We start from the raw sequence: 19,974 nt of genomic DNA, 5'->3' as shown, positions 1-19,974 counted from the left end.
TCTAGTCCACCGCCGCGTTCTTGGTCGCCGTCTGCACGGCGATGGAGGCGACTCCGTACTTGGCGTAGATCTTCTTGACGGTGCCGTCGTCGATCAGCGACTGGAGCGCCTTTTGGATGGCGTCGGTCAGCTGTGGCTGCTTCTTGGAGACGGCGATGCCGTTGGGCGAGGCGTTGTATCCGCCGGGCGCCTTGGGGTCCTCCACCAGATCGAAGGCCTTGCCGCCGTCAGCGGTCTTGGCGGTCCAGCCGGCGGCCGGCTTGGTCAGGACGTCGGCGACGACCTTGCCCGAGCGCAGCGCCAGTTGGGCGTCGGAGTCCTTGGGGAAGGTCTGGATGTCGATGGATTTGCGGCCGGAGCGCGCGCACTGCTTTTGATGGGCCTTGAGCAGCTTCAGCTGATTGGTCGCGGCCTGCACGGCGACCGGGCTTCCGCACAGGTCCTCCAGCGTCGTGACCTTCTTCGGGTTGCCCTGCGCCACGAGGATGCCCGAGCCGGACTGCGAGTAGTCGACGAAGTCGACGACCTGCTGGCGTTCCTTGTTGTCGGTGATGGCCGACATCGCCACATCGAACTTGCCCGCTTGTATGGCCGGCACGATCCCGTCGAACTTCTGCGGGGTGAACTTGAAGGTCACGCCGAGCCGTGCCCCCAGCGCCTGGCCCAAGTCGTAGTCCAGTCCGGTCAGTTCGCTGCCGCCTTCCTTCACGAACATCTCGAAGGGTGCGTAGGGCACGTCGGTCGCCACGCGGACCGTGCCGGACTTCTTGACGGCGTCCGGCAGGGCGGCGTGCAGGTCGGTGTTCTTCTTCACCGTGACCCCGGCGACCTCCGCGGAGGCGGGAGCCTTGCCGGCCGGCTCGTCGCTGCCGCCGCAGGCGCTGAGGAGGCAGACGAGCGCTGTGGGGACGGTGACCAAGGCGGTGCGACGTGGTGCGGATCTGGGCGTCACGGTGGGTTCCTCTTCGCTTCGCTTGCGGGCGGTGGCCGACGGGCCCGTTCGAAGAGGGAAGTTACATCCTGAAGCTGAGAGTGCATAGATGTATCGGGCGTTACGTTCGCGTAACGCGGCACGGTGGCGAGCTCGACCCGCAAGAAAAGCGGTTGAAGTGCACTAATGGAGCGATCTGTGCAGGCGGCCCGGAGAAGACTCAGCGTTACGTATAGCGCTCACGGTGAGCGACTTGTATGTTCCGGGTTCACCTCAAGGCACCGACGGCGTACTCACGCCGCGCCGAGAGGCATGAGCCGAAGGAGACCTCGTGAACCCCTTCTTCACCACCCGCAGCGGGTTGCGCTCGGCGCTGCTCGCCGCGGTTCTGGCCCTGACCGCCACCGCACTGGCGGCACCGCCCGCCGCCGCGCGCGGCGACCGCGTCCGCCTGGGCAGCGCCGGCGACGTCAGCCGTAGCGCGTGGTCCGGCCCGGCCTTCACCATGAACGGTGACGGCGGCGTCGTGGCGGCATCGATGCGCCGGGCGATCGACACCATCCGCGGCGGAACCGGCACCATCGACGTGGTGGTCCTGGCCGGGTCGGCCGCCTCATCCGGCAGCACCACCCCCGAATGCGACAGCGTGATGCGCCTCGCCGGCGTCAACTCCTGTACGACCTGGACCCTCACCACCGCATCCGACGGCAACAACGCGCAGGTGAACCAGGACATCCGCAACGCCGAATTCGTCTACTTCGCCGGCGGCGACCAGTGCCGCTACACGGCGTGGAAGGGAACCAGCCTGCCGGCGTCGGTCAAGTCCGTCGTCGCCAAGGGCGGCGGCAGCGGAGGGGGCAGCGCGGGCACGCACATCAACAGCTCGATCGTGTACGACGCCTGCCGGGGCAGCATCACCAGCGACGAGGCGCTCGACGATCCCTACGACTCGTACGCCACCTTCACCACGGGCATGTTCTCCTGGCCGCACTACGCGGACACGATCAACGACTCACACTTCGTGGCCCGCGACCGGATGGGCCGACTGATGTCCTTCGCCGCGCGGGCAGTGAAGGACGGACGCACCACCCAGGGCCGGGCATGGGGCGTGGGCGTGGACGAGGGCGGCGGTTCGCTCTTCCTGGACGCCCAGGGCAAGGCGACGCTCTACGGCGCCGACGCCTACATCGTGCTCGCCGACCACCAGCCCGAAAAGGCGGTGGCCGGTCAGCCGCTCACCTACAAGGGCTTCAAGATCTGGCACCTGACGCCGGGCGCCACCTTCGACTTCGCCCAACGCCCCACCTGCGGCTACTACCTGCGCAGCGTCATCGACGGCAGGGCGGACGCCGGACTCTACGACGGGACACCGTCCGCCTGCTGATACGTCGATGCCTCCCGTAGCGCCTCCCGACGGCGTGGGCGCCGGTCGCGCCCTTCCACCCCTGCTCCGCGCGCGTGACGCCACGTCGCTACCGATCGGGGATGCGAAGGAAGCGGCAGTGGTCTCGCGGTCGGGGGGTGGGGGGGGAGCGTACCGGCCCGGTAGTCCTTACTCAGGGACCGCTTGCGCGGTGGGGCGGTCGGGCTCGTCGGAATCCTGCAGTTCGGCCAGCAGGGCGGTCTGACCGGCAAGGAGGTCGGTGAGAATGCGGCGGGCCGCGCGCAGGAGTTCGGCGACGTCGCCTCCGGCCAGCGCGTAGGTGACCGTGGTCCCCTCGCGGGTGGAGACGACGATGCCGGAACGGCGCAGTACGGCGAGTTGCTGCGAAAGATTGGACGGCTCGATGTCTATGTCGATGAGCAGATCCCGTACGGATACCGGCCCGTTCTGCAGGAGTTCGAGGACGCGGATGCGGACGGGGTGCCCGAGCATGCGGAAGAACTCTGCTTTGACCTGGTAGAGGGGGCGCTGCACGGGATCGCTCACTTCCCTGGTTCGGATGAGGCTGCGAAGAGGGGCGCGGCCGCCTCGCCCGTCGTTCTCCCCATTCTTTCCCCGCCAAGACCGCTGAAGCCGAAAGTTCGACAGATGCAGACGTAGAGACTTGAAGAAGTCTTCAAGCAGCGGGCAAAAAAGGGCTGTTGCAGGTCAGACTTCCAGCTGCTCCTCGGTGCGCCTGAGGTGATGACGGGCCATGGCGAGGTTCGAGCGGGCCTTGTCGATGACGAGGTAGATGAACAGCCCGTTGCCGGACTTCCCTGCCACCGGGCGGATGAGGTGGTACTGGGTGCCCAGAGTGATCAGGATGTCCTCGATCTTGTCCGTGAGGCCCAGCATTTCCATGGTGCGCAGCTTGGCGCGGATCACGTCGGTGTTGCCGGCCGCGGCGACACTCAGGTCGAGGTCCTTGCCGCCGCCCAGGGTGCCCAGGGCCATGCCGCTGGTGTAGTCGACGGCCGCCGCTCCCAGCGCGCCCTCGATCTCGGTCAGCAGGCTCTTGAGCGACACTTCCACACTGGTCATGGGTTCTCCTAAAGGGAGAGAGGTACGAGGGCTGGTTCCAGGCCCTCGCACAGAACCTAGGAGGTGCACCCTCTGCCTGGGGGCAGATGCCCAAAGCGGTTGCGGACGGTGTTTCCACGCGATAGAGGACGTGCCGTGCCGCGGTGGCCGCTCGCGTGTGGTCGGTACGGTGCGCTGCATGAGCGAGGAGATACAGCGGGTGCGGGCGGCGTGGACCCGGCTCGAGCAGTGGTTGGCGCGGCACGCACCGCTGTCGCATCGAAGTGTGCTTGCGCCGGCGTCCGAGGAGGAGATCGGCGCGGCGGACGCGGAGCTTCGCCGGCAGCTGGGCTTTGGGCTTCCCGCCGAGTTGGTCGCGCTGTGGCGGCTGTGCGGGGGAGTGGAGCACCAGGTCATCGAGGAAGACGAACAAGGCGAGGTCGCTTCCGGAGCGTTCTTGCCGGGCGGGATCATCCTGCCCCCAAGCCAGGCGGTGGGGCTGCGGCTTCCCGGCGTGGGGCACAAGGATGGCTGGGGCGGCCTGCCCGCGGTGCCGTGGCTGACCCGTGACGAAGCCGGCCCTGAATCCGGTCACTGGGTGTGCGACGGCGCAGTGGGCCGCTGGTATCTGAGTGAGCCGCCGGAAGGCCCTGCCCCCTTCACGTCGATCGCGCACTACTTCGACGAAGTGTTCTCCACCCTCACCCAGGGGCCGGCCGACCGGATGGGCTCCGATGTGCCCGGCCTGGTGTGGGGGTGCCTGATCTGGGACGACCCGACGCGGCAGCAGCCGTTCCGGACTCTGGATGAGGCGTCCGCCCACTGGCATCCGGTGCACTGACCGTGCAGCCAGGGGCCCTGCCGCCGTGCGGTGCGGCGGCGAGAGCGTCCTGGCCCACGACCTCTGGCCGGTCGGGCGACCGGCTCGTCACGACCAGTCAGGCCGACTGGCACTCAGAGGTGCCACGTCATTGACGATTGCCATGCACCCGGCTGAGGGGATGCCCCGTCGTTGGGATAGAAGTCGATGGTGCCGACGGATGGCGTACTGCCCAGGCTGTCTCGGGTGATGTCGTCGACGATGTCGGCACCGCGGGGGAGTGGGGCCGCGGCCGCACTTGTGGTGGATAGCAGCAGGGCACCGGCGGCCATGGACAGAGCAGCGCAGATCTTCGTCGTTTTCACACCCGCCCAACAGTGGCCCCGCGCATCAGGTCACGCACGATTCGCACCCAGCACAACGTGGTTGCCCCCTTCGCGTGTCAGTGCTGCCCGTCCGGCAGGACGACGGGACGGGCGACCGGATCGGCCTGCACCGGGTGGGAGATGATGGGCCTGCAATGGGGCAGCGTGAGGGCAGGAGCGGCATGGCACAGCGAATTCACCGACCCCGTGAGGACGCGGAGTTCGATTTCATTCTCAAGATGAGTGGGCTCCCGGTCTTCGCATACTTCACCGGGGCATGGCCCAAGGCCATCGAGCCTTGCCGCGAGATGGACGGGGTGGTGGCTGGCATCGCCGACGACTACGCGGGCCGTCTGACGGCCGTCCGCGCCGACATTACACGCTGTCCGGCCGCAACCGAGCGCTATGGGATCACCGCGGCCCCGTCCTGGGTCCTGCTGAAGGAGGGGGAGGCGGTGGCGCAGGGCACGGGGCCCGTGACTCCCGCCGAGGTGCGCACGTTCCTGGACGGTCACCTGTGAGCGACCGGCTCGTGCCGGCGATGATCACGTGGTCTCGTCGCGCACGGGGGCCGGGTTGCGGCTCACAGCCGTCTCTCGCCCCACGCGCTTCAGCTTCTCGGGATTGCGGACATGGTAGGCACCGGTGACGTAGCCGTTTTCGATCCGCACCGCCACCACGCCGTCGACCTCCCCATTGACGCGGACCAGGAGCCCCGGCTCTCCGTTGATCTGGGCCAGCTCGACCGACCTGGGGGCGGTGCGTTTCCACCAGCCGCCCTCCAGTAGACGGGCCACCCTGTCCGCGCCCACGATCGGCTGCAGCAGGGCGTGTTTGATTCCGCCTCCATCGCTCAGGGCGACGACGTTTGGCGCCAGGATGTCGAGCAGGCTCTGCAACTCGCCGGTCTCGACCGCTTGCTGGAAGGCTTGGAGCGCGGCTCGGGTCTGGTCCGCGCAGACGGTGCCGCGCGGTCGGCGGGCGGCGACATGGGCCCGGGCCCGGTAGGCGAGCTGGCGAACCGCGCCGGGGCTCTTGCCGACGGCTTCGGCGATCTCGTCGTAGGGGACGTCGAACACCTCACGCAGTACGAACACCGCTCGTTCGACCGGCGTCAGTGTCTCCAGAACCAGCAGCATCGCCATCGAGACGCTCTCGGCCAGTTCGATGTCCTCGGCGACGTCCGGCGCGGTGAGCAGCGGCTCGGGCAGCCACGGTCCCACGTAGGACTCTTTGCGCCTGCCCAGTGCCCTCATCCGGTCCAGGGCCAGCCGGGTGACGATCCGTACGAGGTAGGCGCGCTCTTCCCGTACGGTCGCCGGGTCGACGCCGATCCATCGCAGCCAGGTCTCTTGCAGGACGTCTTCGGCGTCGGTGGCCGAACCGAGCATCTCGTAGGCGACGGTGAACAGCAGATTGCGGTGGATCACGAACACGGCTGTGGCCGAGTCCACCGGCTGGTTTTGCTGCGTGCTCTCACGAGGTGCGGCTGTGCCTGGGCTTGGGTTGCTGCGCCGCTGGCTCATCCCCGGCTCCTGTCTGGTCGTTCACAGCTGTGCTCCACGCGCACTAGACGACGGCCGCCGCCCTTTCGTAACACCGTCCAGCCGGTGTCTTAGGTCACACGATGGCGGCTGTTACGGGCGTCAGGACAGGTGCGTCTGATGTCCGTCCGGGAGCGCACTCGCTGACCGGTGGGAGATCCCTGACACCGACGAAGGGCATGGAACATGAGCAGCAGTAAGTTCGCGGTAGCCGGAGCCACCGGGCGACTGGGGCGCCACGTGGTGGACGTCTTGACCGAGCGGGGACATTCGGTGGTGCCGATGTCCCGCGCCACCGGCGTTGACATCATCACCGGTGAGGGCCTGATTGAGGCGTTCGCCGGTGTCGACACCATCATCGATGTCGCGTCGTGGCACGCATCCGACCAACAGGCCGCCACGGAGTTCTTCCGCACCGCAGCGCGCAACCTGCACCGGGCCGGACAACAGGCGGCAGTCGGAGGCGTCTTGGCCGTGTCGATCATCGGCGCCGACCTGGCCACCGAAGGGTTCGTCGCGGCCCAGCAGGTCCACGAGGAGGCCACTCTGCACGGCCCGCTGCCCGCTCGTATTCTGCGGGCCGCGCAGTTCCACGAGTTCGTCGGTCAGCTGCTGGATTGGCGGCAGGGCGACGTGGCGTACATACCGCGGCTGCCCACGCAGCTGGTGGCCTGCCGCACCGTGGCCGAAACGCTGGCCGACCTGGCCGCCGACACCGACGCCCCCGCCCAAGCGACGGGGGGAACGCCCATCCCCGAGATCGCCGGGCCCCGCACGGAAACCATGGCCGCTGCGGCCAAGCTCCTCGGGGCCCGCCGCGGCATCGAGGTCGTCGAGATCGACGGGTCGGGAATGCCCGATGCCGAGATCGCCGCCGCCGGTGGCTTCCTGCCCAGCCCGCACGCCACGCTCGCGGGCCCCACCTTCCAGCAGTGGCTCGACGCTCAGTTCTGATGCGGGCCCATCGGGTGGGCCGCTCGGCACGCCCCCGGACTCTGCCGACGCCGGGCCCCTGCCGACACCGGGTGCCGGTCCGACACAACTCGATCATTTGGAGTGCGTCCATGAGTGCGTCCATGTCCCGGTGAGGCCGCATCGCCGTAAGACCAGGTGAGGCAACATCGCTTATGAAAAGAGGACTTCCATGCACGACACTTCGTCCGCCGGCAGGCCCCAGGACGCCGCGCCGGAGCCGTCCTGCCATGCCGGCGCGCATACGGCAGCGATGATCGCCCGCAACGTGAACGGCCGCGGCGCCACCGTGCTGTTGCGGATCGTGGCGACCCTGGCCGGTGTGGAGACCTTGGTGCAGGGGTTGTTGGCCGGGATGCTGCTGAACGGCGACATCGCCTCGATCGACCCGCACGGCTTCAACGCCTACGTCTTCGAACTCTTGGTGATCCTGCAGGTGGTGGCCGCGCTATGGCTGTGGCGGCGCGATCGCTGGCTCACCTGGCCGCTGAAGGCCACCACCGGGATCCTGCTGGCCACCTTCACCCAGACCGCGCTGGGGCTGCACAGTTCGCTCGCCGCGCATGCCACCCTCGGCGTGGCTCTGTGCGCGATGCAGATGGCACTTGTCCTGCGGGCCTTCGCGCTTCGCCCGGAGCACCCCGCCGCCCCGCCTTCCTGAAACGGCCGCAGGTGGTGGTGCCGGGAGGCGGGGCGAGAAGGCGGAAAATGTAGGGGCATAGCGTGGTCTGGGTGGGGCACAAGGTGCAGCACAGACCCCTGTGAGTGGCTTTGAGGGAGTTGTTCGATGCTGATGGCACACCCCGTCGTGCTGAAGAACCTGCTGGAGCAGTACGAGACGCTGAGCGCCCTGCACGCCGAGAACGGCACCGATCAAGCACGACAGCGCATGGAAGACGTCGCCTACACGCTGTGCATATCGACCGGCACCCGCCACATCGATGCCGCCCTCGACGCCGCACGCCACCAGCTTTCCACCCCCCACCCGCATCTCGACAGCGAACCCATCCTGACCGCCTGAGTCAGGGCCACCGCTGCACGGCGCCCCTACCAGGCAGCCGTCAGGAGAGCCGTCCCGAGCAGCACACGCGACTACCTGTGCTGCGGCAAGAACGCGTCGATGACCTCGGCGATCAGGGTGGCGCCGCGGGTGTTTTGGTGGATGTGGTCGGTGGTCAGGAGAAGGCCTCGGCGCTGTGAAATCGTGTCGAGGCTGTGGCGCAGCACGGTGCGCCGGGCCAGGACGCCGGCGCTCGCCCAGGCAGTGGGATCCCGGTAGGGGATCGGCGGCGGGTCGGCTTGGTGAAGCTCCTCCACTTGGCGTTCGTGCAGCGGGAGGTAGGCCGCCCCGCTGGAGGTGGCGACCTCGGCGATCAGCCGACTGTAGGTCTGTGAAGCCTGCGCCGGCGCATCGTCGAGTTGTTGGCCAAGGACCGGGAGCGACAGCAGGGCGATCGTCGCGTCGGTCTGCGTGCGCAACCGTTCGACGGCGGCTGTCAGGCACTGCTGGAACCAGTCGGCCGACGGGCGTCGGGGGAGTTGTTTGCGCTTCATGGCTTGCTCGATGGGATAGCCGGACAGGCTGGCTCGGGCGTCATTGGTCCCGATCAGCACGGTGATCACGTCGGGTGGGTCCGCGACGACGGCGTCGAGGCGCCGCAGGAGGTTGTAGGCGAAGTCGCCGTTGGCGGCGAAGCGAGCGGACCGCACGTCGCCGCGAGGATGGCATCGCTTGAGCAGGTCCACGTAGTCGACGCTGAGCTGCGCGCGGGTGAGGCTGTCGCCCAGGCACGCGAGACGTGCGGTCACCGGGCTCGCGGACCGGGCGTGCCGGCGTGCTCGGTGGGGCGGGCATCGGTTCGAGGACGGTGCTCGGTGTCCAGTCCGGCGGTGATGGTCAGGATAGACGCCAGCCCCGTCATGTCGACCGCATGCCAGGTTCCGGCCGGGTTGACGGTGGCTTCACCCGGCCCGAGCACCACGCGCTCGGCCCTCCCCTCCACGTCGCGGGTGACCGTGACCGACCCGCCGAGGCAGACGACCAGTTCGTCGCCGACAGGGTGGCGCTCCCAGTGGTCTCCGGGGCCGTCACCGTCGAAGATCGTTACGATCCGGCCCTCGGCGCCGTCGGCTGCGACCGCGGCGCTGTAGGCCTGGAGCACCTGCGGGTCCCAGGCGAAGCCCTCGATCGATCGCGCCCTCGATCCCAGTCCGAGGTGCACGGGCGTGGTGCGCAGGTCGATGGCGTCGCGTTCGTGATCCAGAAGTCTCATGTGGAGGATCGTCACAGGAGAAGGACCGGGCGGTCTTGAAGAAAAGGGAACGGACAAAGGGCCCGCGAACAACCGGTCGGCCCACCCCTACCCGGCCCCCAGGAGGATCTCGCCACGACGCCAGGCTGTCGGCGATCGGCCGGTGAACTCGCGCCAGTCCCGGACCAGATGGGCCTGATCGGCGTAGCCGCAGACGCTCGCCACCTCGGCCCAGGGGAGCGGAGTGTGCACGGTTGCCAGGGCGTGGGCGTGCTCGAAGCGCAACACGCGGGCGAAGGTCTTGGGCGACAGGCCCACCTCGCCGCGGAACCGATCGGTGAGGTAGCGCCGACTCCAGCCCAGTTCCGCGGCGAGCGCCCCCACCTGGATGCGGCCCTGCGCGGCGACGAGGCGGCGCCACGCCTCGGCCACCTCGGCGCCCTCCCGGGGCACGCGTCCACCCTCGGTGCGGCCGACGGCTCGCAGGAGCACCTCATCCAGCGCCGCGAACCGCGCGGGCCATGTCTTCGCGGCGCGAAGGCGCTCGACCAGCTCCACGCCAAGCGGTCCGAGAAGCTCCTCGAGCGGGATGAGTTGATGGGCGAGCGCGGCGGCGGGCATGCCATAGACGGCCCGGGCCCCCAGCGGGGTCAGCGACACCTTCACGCCGTGTTGGCGTCCGTCGTGGTGGATCGCGACGGACCGGCACATCAGACCCCCGGCCACACCGCCGAACCGGGTGGCCGAAGACCCCTCGTCGGTGCCCGCCGCCACCTCCAAAGGGCCGGACAGACTGATCACCGCGGTCAGTTCCCGGCCCGGCGGACCGCAGTGCACCCCGGCCGGGAAGCCGCGCAGGTCAAAACCGACGTACGAGCCGACGTAGCGTCGCAGGGCGGGCGCCGGACGTGCCTCGATCTTGGTAGCCGTAGGGTCCTTCACCCGGTTCAGTGTACGAACCGGCGACCCCGAAACGGCCGCCACCGGAGCCAACTCGTGCGGCGCGCCGCTCACTTCAGCATCCAGGCCCTGATCCCGGACCGGTCGATCCCGCCCCCAGGGGGGAGCAGCCAAGAGCTCGGCCGGGGTTTCGCGGCCGAGCTCTTGGCGTGGGTGCTTCTCAGCACGGCACAGCGCGCCGCGCGAACACATTCTCCGGGCGCCCCGGATTCGTCCGATGACCGTTCTCCTGCTGTCCTCTTACGGTCGTTTCGTCGTGCGGCGCCAGCCGAACGGGCCCGGCAGGTCCATCGACGTGGTGCGCCGGCCGGTGCTGCTGTGGGTATGGCGGGGGCCGTTGCGGCCGCCTGTGGTGAGGGACCACGATCGTTTGTTGATGTTCAGCCGTACGCCGGGAAGTATGCGGAAGCTCTTGCGGAAAGTGAGCGGCATGGGATCCTCCTGAGGTCCTCCTCCGGATACCCGGAAAGGCCCGCCCCTCACCTGCACCGCGACTCCGCGCTGATTGAGGGGATCGTTCAGGGCCAACCGTGGTGCGAGGAACGGAGCGTGCTCACGCAGCCGAGGATCCGGGTGCCGCACACGATTGCGCCCCCGGGTAGGACGCCGCGTCCGTACCGGCCGGAGTCCTGGGTGCCCTGCTCGACCGTGCGGCGAGCTGCGATTCACCTTCGCGGGCCGCGTTGCGCTGCGTGCCGCGGGCCGCGTGACACGCTGAGCCCCGTGGATCTGTGATCGTCGAGGAGGTTGCCACGTGGCGCAGCAACAGCCGGCCGAGACGGCCGGCGTGCCGGACGTCCGCGCCGAGGAGAGCCGGCTGCGCAAGGACCTGGGGTTTTGGGCTCTGACCGCGATCGGCTTTTCCAACATCCTCGGCTCGGGCTGGCTGTTCGCCGCCATGTACGCCGCCCAGATGGCGGGACCCGCCGCGCTGCTCTCGTGGATCGCGGCCGGTCTGCTGTGCGCGCTGGTGGCCCTGGTCATGGTCGAACTGGGCGCCACCCGGCCCGAGGGCGGCGGCACCGTGCGCTGGCCGCTGTATGCCAACGGCCGCCTGGTCGGCACCGTTGTGGGCTGGTCCGTCATGCTGTCCGTGGGCGGCACCGCGGCGGAGATCAGCGCGATCATGCAGTACGCCGCCCACTATGTGCCCGGGCTCTATGACGGCGGCAGCCTCACCGCGTCGGGCCTGGGAGTGGCCACCGCGCTGAGTGTGCTGCTGACCGCGCTGAACTGGTTCGCCGTGCGGCTGTTCGCCCGTATGAACAACCTGGTGTCGGTGTTCAAGGTCGTCGTGCCGGTGCTCACGGTGGCCGCCCTGTTCCTGTCCGGCACCCACTCGGGCCGCCTCACCGACCACGGTGGGTTCGCCCCCTACGGTTACGCGGCCTGCCTGACCGCTCTGGCCGGCGGCGGCATCGTGTACTCCGTCAACGGCTTTCAGGCCCCCTTGGACTTCTCCGGGGAAGCCCGCAACCCGCGCCGCAACGTACCCGCCGCCGTCCTGACCGGCATCGGTCTGGCGGTGCTCGTCTACCTCGGGCTGCAACTGGCCTTCCTCTACACGGTGCCCGACTCCCTGCTGGCGCACGGCTGGCAGGGGGTCAACTTCGAGTCACCGTTCGGGCAGCTCGCGCTCGTCCTCAACCTGCACTGGCTGGCGACGCTGCTGTATGCCGACGCGGTGGTCTCTCCGGGCGGCTCCGCCTACGTGGGTGTGGCGATCGACGCCCGCCACACCTATGCCCTGTCCAAGAACGGTCTGCTGCCCCGTTTCTTCATGCGCATCGATCCCCGCTCGGGTATCGCGCGCCGCGCCTTGGTCCTCAACCTCGCCGTCATCATCGTCTTCATGCTGCCGTTCGGCGGCTGGCAGGACATCGTGAGCGTGATGGGCGACATGTACCTGATCATCTACGCCGCTTCGGCGGTGGCGGTGGCGTCCTTCCGGGCCCACGACCGGGAGCGTGGCCTGCCCCTGGCCGAGGGGCACATGCCGGGGGTGCGCTGGATCGCCCCGGTCAGTTTCGCCGTGGCGAGCGAGTTCATCTACTGGTCGGGCTGGGACGACCTGCGGCTGGCCCTGCCCCTGGTCCTGGCCGGTGTTCCGCTGTTCCTGCTGCAACAGCGCAAGACGGCGGGCAAGCCCCCGGGCCTGGAACTGCGCCAGGGGGCCTGGCTGGTGGTCCACCTGGCGGCTTTGACGCTGCTGTCGTGGCTCGGCACCTTCGGCGGCTCGGGACATCTGCCCGCGCCCTACGACTCGCTCGTGGTGGGCGTTCTCGCCTTCGCCGTCTTCGGTTGGGCGGTACGTTCGGGCGCTGCCCACCTGCGCACGAACCCCGCTCACTGAGCGACCTGTCGGCGCTCGACGCGCCCGCCGAACGCCGCCCGGCCTGGTCCGCCCGGGCTCGGGCGAATCGTTCACCGGTCCCGCGGCGCGTGCGAGGACGGACCTCTTCCTGGCCGCCGACACCACGAATCAACTTTCCAACTTGTTGGAAAGTTAGCTTCGATATGGTAACTTTACAACAAGTTGAAAAGTATGGGGAGGGGGTTCGGGTGCTGCAGATCCAGATCGGTGCCGAACGCGCCGCGGACGCAGGGGACCTGCTGGGTCGAGCCACCCTGGGATGGCGTCCCGGCATGAGCGAGGCCGAAGTCTGGGAAGTCAGCCGGGGGATCTGGAAGTTCAACGCCGACCGGGCCCTGTCCCAGGATGAGGTGCAGATCATCAACACCGAGGGCACCGTACTCGCGGTCGCGACGATCACCGGCATCTCCAAGCACGGGGAGCGCTACGCCCTCGAAGGGGACCTCCTGCTCGGTGACCCGCGGGTCGGCCGGCCCACCCCCAGCCCGCACCGGTCCCGCAACCCCGTCACCTACATCTGAACGGGCCGGCCCGTTGAGCCACGCCGACCCCCTCGACACTCTCGACGCGCACACGGCATTCCCCAAGGGAGAAGACACGGTGGACAGCGAGCAGACCCCGCCCCGCCCCGCCCCCCGCAAACTGGCGGCCCTGGGTGACATGGTCGGCGACGTCCTCACGCCCACCACCCCCAAGGGGCAAGCCTTCGGGCTGCGGGATCTGGACGCGGCCACCGGCGGCCTCCAGCCGGGCCGCCTGACCCTGGTGGCCGCGCCCCCCGGCGCAGGCGGCAGCCTGCTGGCCCTGGCCGCTGCCCGTCACACCGCCCTCGTGCAAGGCCACCACGTGCTGTACGCGGCCGCGGGCCTGACCAAGGAAGTCGTCACCCGGTGGATCATCGCCGCCGAGGCGGGAGTTGACCTGCGCAACCTGCGCGCCGGAACGCTCACCGCACTCGAACGCGAAGCCGCCGAGGCGGCCGGTGCCAGCGTGGGGCATGCTCCGGTGCTCTTCGATGACGGCGCCGGGCTGACCGCTAGGGCCATCTGTGAGACCGCACCCTACGTCGACGACCTCGCCCTGATCGTCGTGGACCGCCTGCACCAGACCCACGACCCGCACATCCCGCTCTCCGGCGACCAGGTGCCGCCCGCGGTGCGCACGCTGACGCACCTGGCCCGGCAGCTGGCGGTGCCGGTACTGGCCGTCTTGAACACCGACGACCCCGAGGCCGTGCGCGGCCTGGACGCGGATGTCACCCTCACCCTGGCCGTCGCCGACGACTGCGGGCTCGCCGACGTCGCGGTCGCCGAGCGGGACTTCGGGCAGACCACGATCCGCCTCCAGGCGCAGCTCGACCGGGCCCGTTTCACCGACACCGCCGCGCCGCCGCATCCGGCTGCCTCGGAAACCACCGCATCGCCCGCCGAGGGCACCGCCGCAGCCGTGGCCGGTGCGGTCCCCGAGCCCGTCACCGAGACCGAGCGTGAACTGGTCGAGGCCGTCCTGCCCTTTACCTCCGGCGCCCTGCGCGGCCTGCCCTCCGAGGCCCTGCAACTCCTGTCCGATCACCGCGACGCCGTACTGAAGGGAGCCGCGGAGGAACTGCCCGACCTGCGCCCCTATACGACCGCCCTGGCCTCGGCCGCCGGCCTCACCCTCCCCGACAACCCGGAAGGCCGGCGTCTGCGCGCCGCCCTGGACGCCTTTGCCGCAGCCCAGCGCGCCGAGCACGCCCAGGTCCCGACCCCCGCCCCCGATACCGGCGCAGAGACCGGCCAGGACGCCGACGCCGAGGCCCTGACTGGGCGAGCCGAGCGCAGCACCCCGCAGACGGCACACCAGCAGCCGCCCGCGGAGGAGGAGGCAGCGGCAGAGCAGGAGCAGACTCTGCAACCCGGCGACGAGGACGACGAACCCGAAAACGCCTCCTTCCCTGCGCTGCGGCTGCTCAAGGAGGCCATCGGCCGGTCGAAGATGCACCCCATCGCGGTGATCGGCAAAGCCGAGCGTGACCAAGAGCCGTGGACCCTGTTCAACGAGGTCATGGACGGTGAGCCGCGCTGGGTGCACCCCCAGGTGCAGAGTGTCCGGGGCCGCGGCGGCAAGCGCCACCGGCTGATCGTGCCCGACAGCCTGGGCCCCGGCCAGTTCTGCACGATCGACCGCAACGGCTCCTATCCCTCGGCCTGCTCGGCCGTCACCCTGGCCCCCAACAAACTCCTGCACACCGGACCGCTGGAGCAGCGCGCCAAGGACCAGGCCGGCATCTTCTACATCGACGTGCCCGCCTGGGACCATGCCGCCATGGCCCACCCGCTGGGCCGGCTGGCCGACCGCCCCGACGACCAGGGCCGGATCTGGGTGACCACCCCGCACATGGAACTCCTGGAAAAGCTGATCCGCCAAGAGCAGATGGCGCACCCGCTGCGCATCTACGACTCGTTCACCGGCCGCGCCAACAACAGCCTCCTCAAGCCCTTCTACCAAGAAGCGAAGCAGGCCCGCGCCGAGCTGATCGAGGCGGGCGGCGAGCCGTACACCGAGTACAAGCGGCGCCTGTCCATCGCCCTGCGGCTGCTGTGGCCCAAGGGCGAACACCTCAACTCGCCCTTCTGGCGCCCGGACTGGCGCCTGAGCATGGTCGCCGAAGCCTCCGTGCGCCACTGGGTCGTCGCCTGGGGCGCCGTCCAGGAAGGACACACCCTCATCGCCCTGCGCAACGTGGACGAGGCGGTGTTCTGGACCCCGGACGGCGAAGCGCCGGGCAGGTACAAGGTCGGCACCGGCTTCGGCGAGGTCAAGGTCAAGGTAGAGGCCGAGCAGGGGAGTGAGGCCTGATGCCCCAGGGCCAGGGTCCCACTCTGGGCGCCGCACTCAACAGCCTGCTCGCCACCTACCATCTCACCCCCAAGGGGCGCCTGACCTCCTATAAGGCCAGGACCTGGCACGCCCAGCTGGTCCACCTCACCCAGACCCACCGCGGCTACAGCGCCCTGGAGGAGACCGGCCTGCACATCACGGCCGTCACCCTCACCAAGTGGCTGGCCGACGACGAGTACAACGTGCGCCGCCGCTATCGCGAGATCATCGGCCAGGCCTACGAAGCAGCCGCGACGATTCCCGCCGACCCGATCCCGCAGGCCTTCAAGGACCACCAGTTCGAGATCCGCGGCATCGTTAAGACCGGCGCGGACGAGCGCAATCGTGGTGCCGGCGGTTCCGCGCCGCTGCGCATCGACGGCCGCAACGGCCACTGGGCCTCGATCGAGGCCAAGTGGCGCGAGGGAGAGCTCGACGACGGTGAATTCGAGGACGATTTCATCGACTTCGTCATCTGTGACGACATCGGCGAAGGTACCGACGGCTGGGACTTCCCCGGCGGCACCTACATCGTCACCTGATCTCCCAGGACCCGACTGATCTCCCAGGACCCCGACGGCTGAAACCCGGCCTGCAATGCGATCGAGAGGTTGACGCGCAGGGCCGGGTCTCTCATCGGGTGGTACTGCGACAGGAGCGTGGTGATCGCCGCGGGTTCCCCTTGCGGCCACCAGAGCTCGTCGTGAGGGACACCAGCGGCGCGCCGTGCCCTCACGATGAGTGGGTCCAGGGCGCTCTCGAGTTGCGGTGAGGGCGCCGGGTGCAGTCGTTCTTCGACGCGGTGTCGGCGTCGTTGTTCGCGTCTTGCTCAGGGTGAGAAAGGCGCCGGGCCCTTGCCGCTGAGCACGGCGCTCCCGCTCTCTGCGTCCATGTCGATGCGCGCGGTCCCTTGGCGGCCGTCGGGCATGCGGATCGTGACGCTGCTGCTCTGGACGGCCACCCAGAACGAGGCTTGGAGCCCATCGGCGTGAATCGAGCCCGACCAGGACGTGGATGCCCCGGAGCCGACGGCTTCCAGGGCGGCCATCACCTCGGTCGCCTCCTCGCCGAGGATGAGGGTGGCAGGGCCTTCGTAGATGTTGGTCATGCGTTTCCCCCTGCCCGCAGAATGCGCGACGACTCCGACGCCTTGAGCTGGGTCGCGCGGTCGGTTTTCGGCGGTAGCCGGGGAACGGGCGCGCGATCCGTGCACGCCGGCACGGCAGACCTTGGGTTCCGCTCTGGTGGCCGCTGATCTGTACGTCTTTGGCGAGGCCCTGCATGCGCAGACAGCCAGACCTGCCTGGCCGGGCAGGGCGGCCACGGCAGGCGCAGACCCGGCGGGCCGACAGGCGGTGGTCGTGATCGCCCGGTGGCGGACCCAGCCACCGCAGCCGGTCGCGGTTGATTAACTTACTACCGCAGACGCGGAAATCTATGACGGCGAGAGTAGACATTGCGCGGTGATGTGGTTATGGTTTCTCACGTAGCCGAGATCAGCAGGGCCCGGCAGACAGGAACTGCCGGGCAGTAGTACCCGCAAGTGCAGTTGCAGGACGGTGCGGTGGTGGAGTTTCGAAGCCGGAGCGGTCGCAGGATGGCGACGGGGCTGATCACCGGACCGGGTGGCCCGCAGTGGAGAGGGGCCGCCGTGAGCAGAACCGCAGTACCCGCAAGATCCAGCAGCGTAGATAAATGCGCGGTACCTCGATGAAGGCGTCGGCTGCGGGCGCGCGCATCGGGAAGTTCGGCAGTGGGGTTCTAAGCCAGAGCAGATGCGAGAGAGGCGACGGGGCTGGCTGTCGAAGGGTGATGCTCGTGCAGATCACCGGAAGTTCGCAATACCAGCAGTACGCAGTACCAGCAGTGCGCAGTCCCCTTCGGTAATCAGTTGATCAAGAGGGAAGAACGGAGGAGCCGAGCGCCATCAGGATCGCCCGGGTGTATCTGCAGAGCCCGGGTACCGCAGGACATCGATAGTGAGGTGGTCTCCGGTCACGCAACCGCGATCCCCGCATCCCCCCGCTCCCAGGAGGGCGTGCGGACACAGAAGGCCGGTGCAACATCAGGGCCGGCAGATGGTGTAGCAGTTCCTTCGGGGCCCGGGTGCCGACATGGCACCCGGGCCCCTCAACGTGCTGCCCACGGTGGCGCCATGACAGCAGGCGCCAGCCGTCGTCGGTGCGCTCAGGGCGCCTCGGGCGGATTCGGTGCGCACAACAGCCGCACCACCTCTGCACGGTCCACCTTCCCGTTCGCGTTCAGCGGGAGCGACGCAACGGGGACGACCCGGTTCGGGACCATGTAAGGAGGGAGCCGGAGGCGCAGCGCGGCGCGATGGTCCACGGCCGCCGCGCCGGACGCGCTGGTGAGGGCCGCCGCCAGTTCGGTGCTGCCGTCCGGTGTCCCCAGCGCCACCACCGCCGCGTCGAGGACCCCCGGCAGGTGCCGCAACGCCGCCTCCACCTCACCTGGTTCGACCCGGTAGCCGTGCACCTGCACCTGCTGATCCGCACGGCCGACGTGGACCAGGGGCACGCCGGCGGGCAACGGCCCGTCCTCGGCTGCGGGGGAGGACAGCGTGGTCACGCGGTCGCCCGTGCGGTACCAGTGCGCGTCCGTCAGGCGGGTACCGGGATCGTAGGGAGTGGCGTCGGGCGTGAGGAAGCGGCCCGCGTCGTTGGCCGGATCGAGGTAGCCGCCGAAGCGCTGGGGTCCTCGTACGCACAGTTCGCCGTCGAGGAGGCGGCCTTGCAGGGCGGGGTGCAGGGGGCCGATCGGCACGGTGTCGTTCGGGGTGTCGGGCCACGAGTCGGGGTCGCGGGGCAGGCGGTGGGCGGTGCAGGTGATGGTGAGTTCCGTGGGGCCGTATGCGTTGTCCACCGTGCTGTTCTCGGCCGCCTGTGCCCATGCCCGCGCTTGACGCAGCGTCAGGGCCTCGCCACAGAACATGCTGCGCCGCAGGGACGGCAGGCTGCCCGGTTTCAGTGCGCGTAGCCGTTCGGCCAGGGAGATCACTGACGGCACGGAGTTCCAGTGGGTCAGGGCGCGGGTGGCGGCGAAGCGGACGGGGCGCAGCAGGTCGCCGCGGGTGGCCGCGACGAGGGTCGCGCCGGTGCCCCAGGCGGCGTACAGGTCCACGACGGACGGGTCGAAGGTCAGCTCGAAGGTCTGGGACACGCGGTCGCCGGGGCCGGGCCCGTAGTGCGGCACCGCTTGCTCCAGGTAGGCGCACACCTGGCCGTGTCTGATCGGAACGCCTTTGGGTTCGCCGGACGATCCCGAGGTGAACAGCAGGTAGGCGAGATCGTCGGAGCCGGCGGTCTGTTCGGGCAGGTGCGGTGGTGCGGTGGCGGCCGCTTCGAGCAGGTGCTCAGGGGTGAGCGTGAGCGTCGGTGCGGGCAGCTCGTCCGCGTGGTCGCAGGAGCCGTCCGTCAAGATCACGTCGAGTTGTGCGGCGGCGGTCACGCGCGTGTTGCGCGCGAGGGGGGAGGCGGGTCCCAGGGGGACCACGGCCGCGCCGAGACGGTGGACGGCAAGATATCCGGCGTACGCGACCGAGGTGCGTCCCGTCAGCAGCCCGACGCGGCGAGGCGCGGTGCCGGTGTTGGCCCGCTCCCAGAGCTGGTGGGCCACGTACTCCGCCGAGGCGGCGAGTTCGCTGTAGGTGAGCCGTGTGTCGCCGATCTCCAGTGCCGTCGTGGCGGGAAAGGCGGCGGCCGTGTGCGCGAACCAGTCGCGCAGCGTCCGGCGTTCGGCTGGTAGGGACTCGGTCACGTGTCGTTCATGCCTTTCAAAGGGAAGCAGGGGCCTGGAGGGGGTGGTGCGGGGGTGTATCGCCGCCGTCAGCGGCCGAGCCCACCGCGCAGCTCAGAGGCGTGCGGGAGACGGCACGCAGGCACATCCAGCGGTACGTTTCCCAGTCGCCGCCGTGCTGTCTTGGCGGTACGTCGATGTCCCACGGTCGTCCGGCTAGCCCGGCCCCCGCCGCTTTGACGCACGCTTCTTGTGCCGTCCATACCCAGGTCAGCTCCTCGGCCGCCCGAGCCGGGGGCAGCGCCAGCACGTCGGGTGCGTGGGACCGCAGCAGCCGATGGGCCAGGGTGCTGCTGACCGAGGCGGCCGGATGCTGGAGGTCGACCCCCACGCGGGCCTCGGTGGCGAATGCGCAGGCCACCATGCCCGCGCTGTGCGAGACAGAGATCCCGGCCGTGGGATGGTCGGGGAGGTGGGGCTGCCCGCGCCGGTCGTAGGCGATGGTGGCTCCGGCCAGCGGGGGCGCCACCGTGCGCAGCAACTGCCGCAGCAGGCCACGCCCGTGGAGGAAGCGGCGGGCTTGCCACTGGGGCAGTGCGGCGGCGTGGCGTGCGTCGTCGTCGTGGTTGCTCGGGGCGGCGGAGCCGGCCGCCACCCACACCCCTGCGGCCACCTCCAGGGGGTCCACCGAC

21 protein-coding genes are annotated in these 19,974 nt (G+C 69.5%); 10 read left to right on the top strand and 11 right to left on the bottom strand.

Annotated elements, in window-relative coordinates; all coding sequences use genetic code 11:
* Position 1 precedes the first annotated feature (1 nt).
* Positions 2-952 (bottom strand): ABC transporter substrate-binding protein, encoded by a 951-nt coding sequence (locus tag QBL25_RS01500; protein ID WP_409055114.1) that lies wholly within the window; start codon positions 950-952, stop codon positions 2-4.
* Between the two features lie 310 nt (positions 953-1,262).
* Between QBL25_RS01500 and QBL25_RS01495 the strand changes: the two genes are divergently transcribed.
* On the top strand, positions 1,263-2,315 hold the full coding sequence (locus QBL25_RS01495) for a hypothetical protein (protein ID WP_409055113.1): 1,053 nt from the start codon (positions 1,263-1,265) through the stop codon (positions 2,313-2,315).
* Positions 2,316-2,483: 168 nt separating this feature from the next.
* Here the strand turns inward: QBL25_RS01495 and QBL25_RS01490 are convergent, their stop codons facing one another.
* Both QBL25_RS01490 and QBL25_RS01485 read right to left on the bottom strand, forming a co-directional pair.
* A complete protein-coding gene (locus QBL25_RS01490; RefSeq protein ID WP_409062512.1) occupies positions 2,484-2,849 on the bottom strand; it encodes an ArsR/SmtB family transcription factor in 366 nt (121 codons plus the stop codon).
* Positions 2,850-3,023: 174 nt separating this feature from the next.
* Positions 3,024-3,398 carry a hypothetical protein gene (locus tag QBL25_RS01485; protein ID WP_409055112.1) on the bottom strand — a complete coding sequence of 125 codons (375 nt, stop codon included), beginning with the start codon at positions 3,396-3,398 and terminating at the stop codon, positions 3,024-3,026.
* A 178-nt stretch (positions 3,399-3,576) separates the two neighbouring features.
* Between QBL25_RS01485 and QBL25_RS01480 the strand changes: the two genes are divergently transcribed.
* A complete protein-coding gene (locus QBL25_RS01480) occupies positions 3,577-4,218 on the top strand; it encodes a hypothetical protein (RefSeq protein ID WP_409055111.1) in 642 nt (213 codons plus the stop codon).
* 526 nt (positions 4,219-4,744) lie between these two features.
* Positions 4,745-5,083 carry a thioredoxin family protein gene (locus tag QBL25_RS01475; RefSeq protein WP_409062511.1) on the top strand — a complete coding sequence of 113 codons (339 nt, stop codon included), beginning with the start codon at positions 4,745-4,747 and terminating at the stop codon, positions 5,081-5,083.
* A gap of 24 nt (positions 5,084-5,107) precedes the next feature.
* Here QBL25_RS01475 and QBL25_RS01470 read toward each other — a convergent pair whose 3' ends face one another.
* On the bottom strand, positions 5,108-6,088 hold the full coding sequence (locus tag QBL25_RS01470; protein ID WP_409055110.1) for an RNA polymerase sigma-70 factor: 981 nt from the start codon (positions 6,086-6,088) through the stop codon (positions 5,108-5,110).
* 204 nt (positions 6,089-6,292) lie between these two features.
* Between QBL25_RS01470 and QBL25_RS01465 the strand changes: the two genes are divergently transcribed.
* The 3 genes from QBL25_RS01465 to QBL25_RS01455 all read left to right on the top strand — a co-directional run bounded on the left by QBL25_RS01465 (position 6,293) and on the right by QBL25_RS01455 (position 8,099).
* Positions 6,293-7,060, top strand: a complete 768-nt coding sequence (locus QBL25_RS01465; protein ID WP_409055109.1) for an SDR family oxidoreductase — start codon at positions 6,293-6,295, stop codon at positions 7,058-7,060.
* A 190-nt stretch (positions 7,061-7,250) separates the two neighbouring features.
* Entirely contained in the window at positions 7,251-7,739 is a 489-nt protein-coding gene (locus tag QBL25_RS01460) for a hypothetical protein (protein ID WP_409055108.1), read from the top strand.
* A gap of 126 nt (positions 7,740-7,865) precedes the next feature.
* Positions 7,866-8,099 (top strand): DUF5133 domain-containing protein, encoded by a 234-nt coding sequence (locus QBL25_RS01455; protein WP_409055107.1) that lies wholly within the window; start codon positions 7,866-7,868, stop codon positions 8,097-8,099.
* Positions 8,100-8,170: 71 nt separating this feature from the next.
* Here QBL25_RS01455 and QBL25_RS01450 read toward each other — a convergent pair whose 3' ends face one another.
* The 4 genes from QBL25_RS01450 to QBL25_RS01435 all read right to left on the bottom strand — a co-directional run bounded on the left by QBL25_RS01450 (position 8,171) and on the right by QBL25_RS01435 (position 10,722).
* Complete coding sequence (locus tag QBL25_RS01450) at positions 8,171-8,887, bottom strand: SGNH/GDSL hydrolase family protein (RefSeq protein ID WP_409055106.1); 717 nt, start codon at positions 8,885-8,887, stop codon at positions 8,171-8,173.
* Positions 8,884-9,351 (bottom strand): cupin domain-containing protein, encoded by a 468-nt coding sequence (locus QBL25_RS01445; protein ID WP_409062510.1) that lies wholly within the window; start codon positions 9,349-9,351, stop codon positions 8,884-8,886. The genes QBL25_RS01450 and QBL25_RS01445 overlap by 4 nt, the downstream gene beginning before the upstream one ends.
* An 87-nt stretch (positions 9,352-9,438) precedes the next feature.
* The gene (locus tag QBL25_RS01440) at positions 9,439-10,272 is read right to left on the bottom strand and encodes a helix-turn-helix domain-containing protein (RefSeq protein ID WP_409055105.1); all 834 of its coding nucleotides are present in this window, start codon (positions 10,270-10,272) and stop codon (positions 9,439-9,441) included.
* 258 nt (positions 10,273-10,530) lie between these two features.
* Positions 10,531-10,722, bottom strand: coding sequence for a DUF4236 domain-containing protein (locus QBL25_RS01435; protein WP_409055104.1), 192 nt, complete (start codon positions 10,720-10,722; stop codon positions 10,531-10,533).
* A gap of 385 nt (positions 10,723-11,107) precedes the next feature.
* On the opposite strand from QBL25_RS01435, the gene QBL25_RS01430 reads away from it, so the two are divergent.
* From QBL25_RS01430 to QBL25_RS01415, 4 genes are all read left to right on the top strand, one after another.
* A complete protein-coding gene (locus QBL25_RS01430; protein WP_409062509.1) occupies positions 11,108-12,643 on the top strand; it encodes an APC family permease in 1,536 nt (511 codons plus the stop codon).
* Between the two features lie 209 nt (positions 12,644-12,852).
* Positions 12,853-13,185, top strand: a complete 333-nt coding sequence (locus QBL25_RS01425; RefSeq protein WP_409055103.1) for a hypothetical protein — start codon at positions 12,853-12,855, stop codon at positions 13,183-13,185.
* A 79-nt stretch (positions 13,186-13,264) separates the two neighbouring features.
* The gene (locus QBL25_RS01420) at positions 13,265-15,505 is read left to right on the top strand and encodes a DnaB-like helicase C-terminal domain-containing protein (RefSeq protein ID WP_409055102.1); all 2,241 of its coding nucleotides are present in this window, start codon (positions 13,265-13,267) and stop codon (positions 15,503-15,505) included.
* Positions 15,505-16,068 carry a hypothetical protein gene (locus QBL25_RS01415; protein WP_409055101.1) on the top strand — a complete coding sequence of 188 codons (564 nt, stop codon included), beginning with the start codon at positions 15,505-15,507 and terminating at the stop codon, positions 16,066-16,068. Before QBL25_RS01420 ends, QBL25_RS01415 begins: the two co-directional genes overlap by 1 nt.
* Before the next feature lie 287 nt (positions 16,069-16,355).
* On the opposite strand, the gene QBL25_RS01410 is transcribed toward QBL25_RS01415, so the two are convergent.
* The 3 genes from QBL25_RS01410 to QBL25_RS01400 form a co-directional block, all read right to left on the bottom strand.
* Positions 16,356-16,634, bottom strand: a complete 279-nt coding sequence (locus tag QBL25_RS01410) for a DUF4873 domain-containing protein (RefSeq protein WP_409055100.1) — start codon at positions 16,632-16,634, stop codon at positions 16,356-16,358.
* 1,079 nt (positions 16,635-17,713) lie between these two features.
* Positions 17,714-19,303 carry an AMP-binding protein gene (locus QBL25_RS01405; RefSeq protein ID WP_409055099.1) on the bottom strand — a complete coding sequence of 530 codons (1,590 nt, stop codon included), beginning with the start codon at positions 19,301-19,303 and terminating at the stop codon, positions 17,714-17,716.
* Between the two features lie 16 nt (positions 19,304-19,319).
* Positions 19,320-19,970: a 4'-phosphopantetheinyl transferase family protein gene (locus QBL25_RS01400; protein WP_409055098.1), complete on the bottom strand. Its 651-nt coding sequence runs from the start codon at positions 19,968-19,970 to the stop codon at positions 19,320-19,322.
* Positions 19,971-19,974 lie beyond the last annotated feature (4 nt).

It is taken from the genome of Streptomyces sp. SYP-A7185, from assembly GCF_046103685.1.
Taxonomy (GTDB): domain Bacteria; phylum Actinomycetota; class Actinomycetes; order Streptomycetales; family Streptomycetaceae; genus Streptomyces.
The sequence above is the reverse complement of the archived record's forward strand: the minus strand, read 5'-3'. Positions and strand labels throughout refer to the sequence as shown.

Coding starts and splice junctions, on each gene's coding strand:
- QBL25_RS01435 (WP_409055104.1), bottom strand. CDS start 10,722: ATGCCGCTCACTTTCCGCAAGAGCTTCCGCATACTTCCCGGCGTACGG.
- QBL25_RS01460 (WP_409055108.1), top strand. CDS start 7,251: ATGCACGACACTTCGTCCGCCGGCAGGCCCCAGGACGCCGCGCCGGAG.
- QBL25_RS01480 (WP_409055111.1), top strand. CDS start 3,577: ATGAGCGAGGAGATACAGCGGGTGCGGGCGGCGTGGACCCGGCTCGAG.
- QBL25_RS01470 (WP_409055110.1), bottom strand. CDS start 6,088: ATGAGCCAGCGGCGCAGCAACCCAAGCCCAGGCACAGCCGCACCTCGT.
- QBL25_RS01485 (WP_409055112.1), bottom strand. CDS start 3,398: ATGACCAGTGTGGAAGTGTCGCTCAAGAGCCTGCTGACCGAGATCGAG.
- QBL25_RS01455 (WP_409055107.1), top strand. CDS start 7,866: ATGCTGATGGCACACCCCGTCGTGCTGAAGAACCTGCTGGAGCAGTAC.
- QBL25_RS01475 (WP_409062511.1), top strand. CDS start 4,745: ATGGCACAGCGAATTCACCGACCCCGTGAGGACGCGGAGTTCGATTTC.
- QBL25_RS01465 (WP_409055109.1), top strand. CDS start 6,293: ATGAGCAGCAGTAAGTTCGCGGTAGCCGGAGCCACCGGGCGACTGGGG.
- QBL25_RS01415 (WP_409055101.1), top strand. CDS start 15,505: ATGCCCCAGGGCCAGGGTCCCACTCTGGGCGCCGCACTCAACAGCCTG.
- QBL25_RS01445 (WP_409062510.1), bottom strand. CDS start 9,351: ATGAGACTTCTGGATCACGAACGCGACGCCATCGACCTGCGCACCACG.
- QBL25_RS01410 (WP_409055100.1), bottom strand. CDS start 16,634: ATGACCAACATCTACGAAGGCCCTGCCACCCTCATCCTCGGCGAGGAG.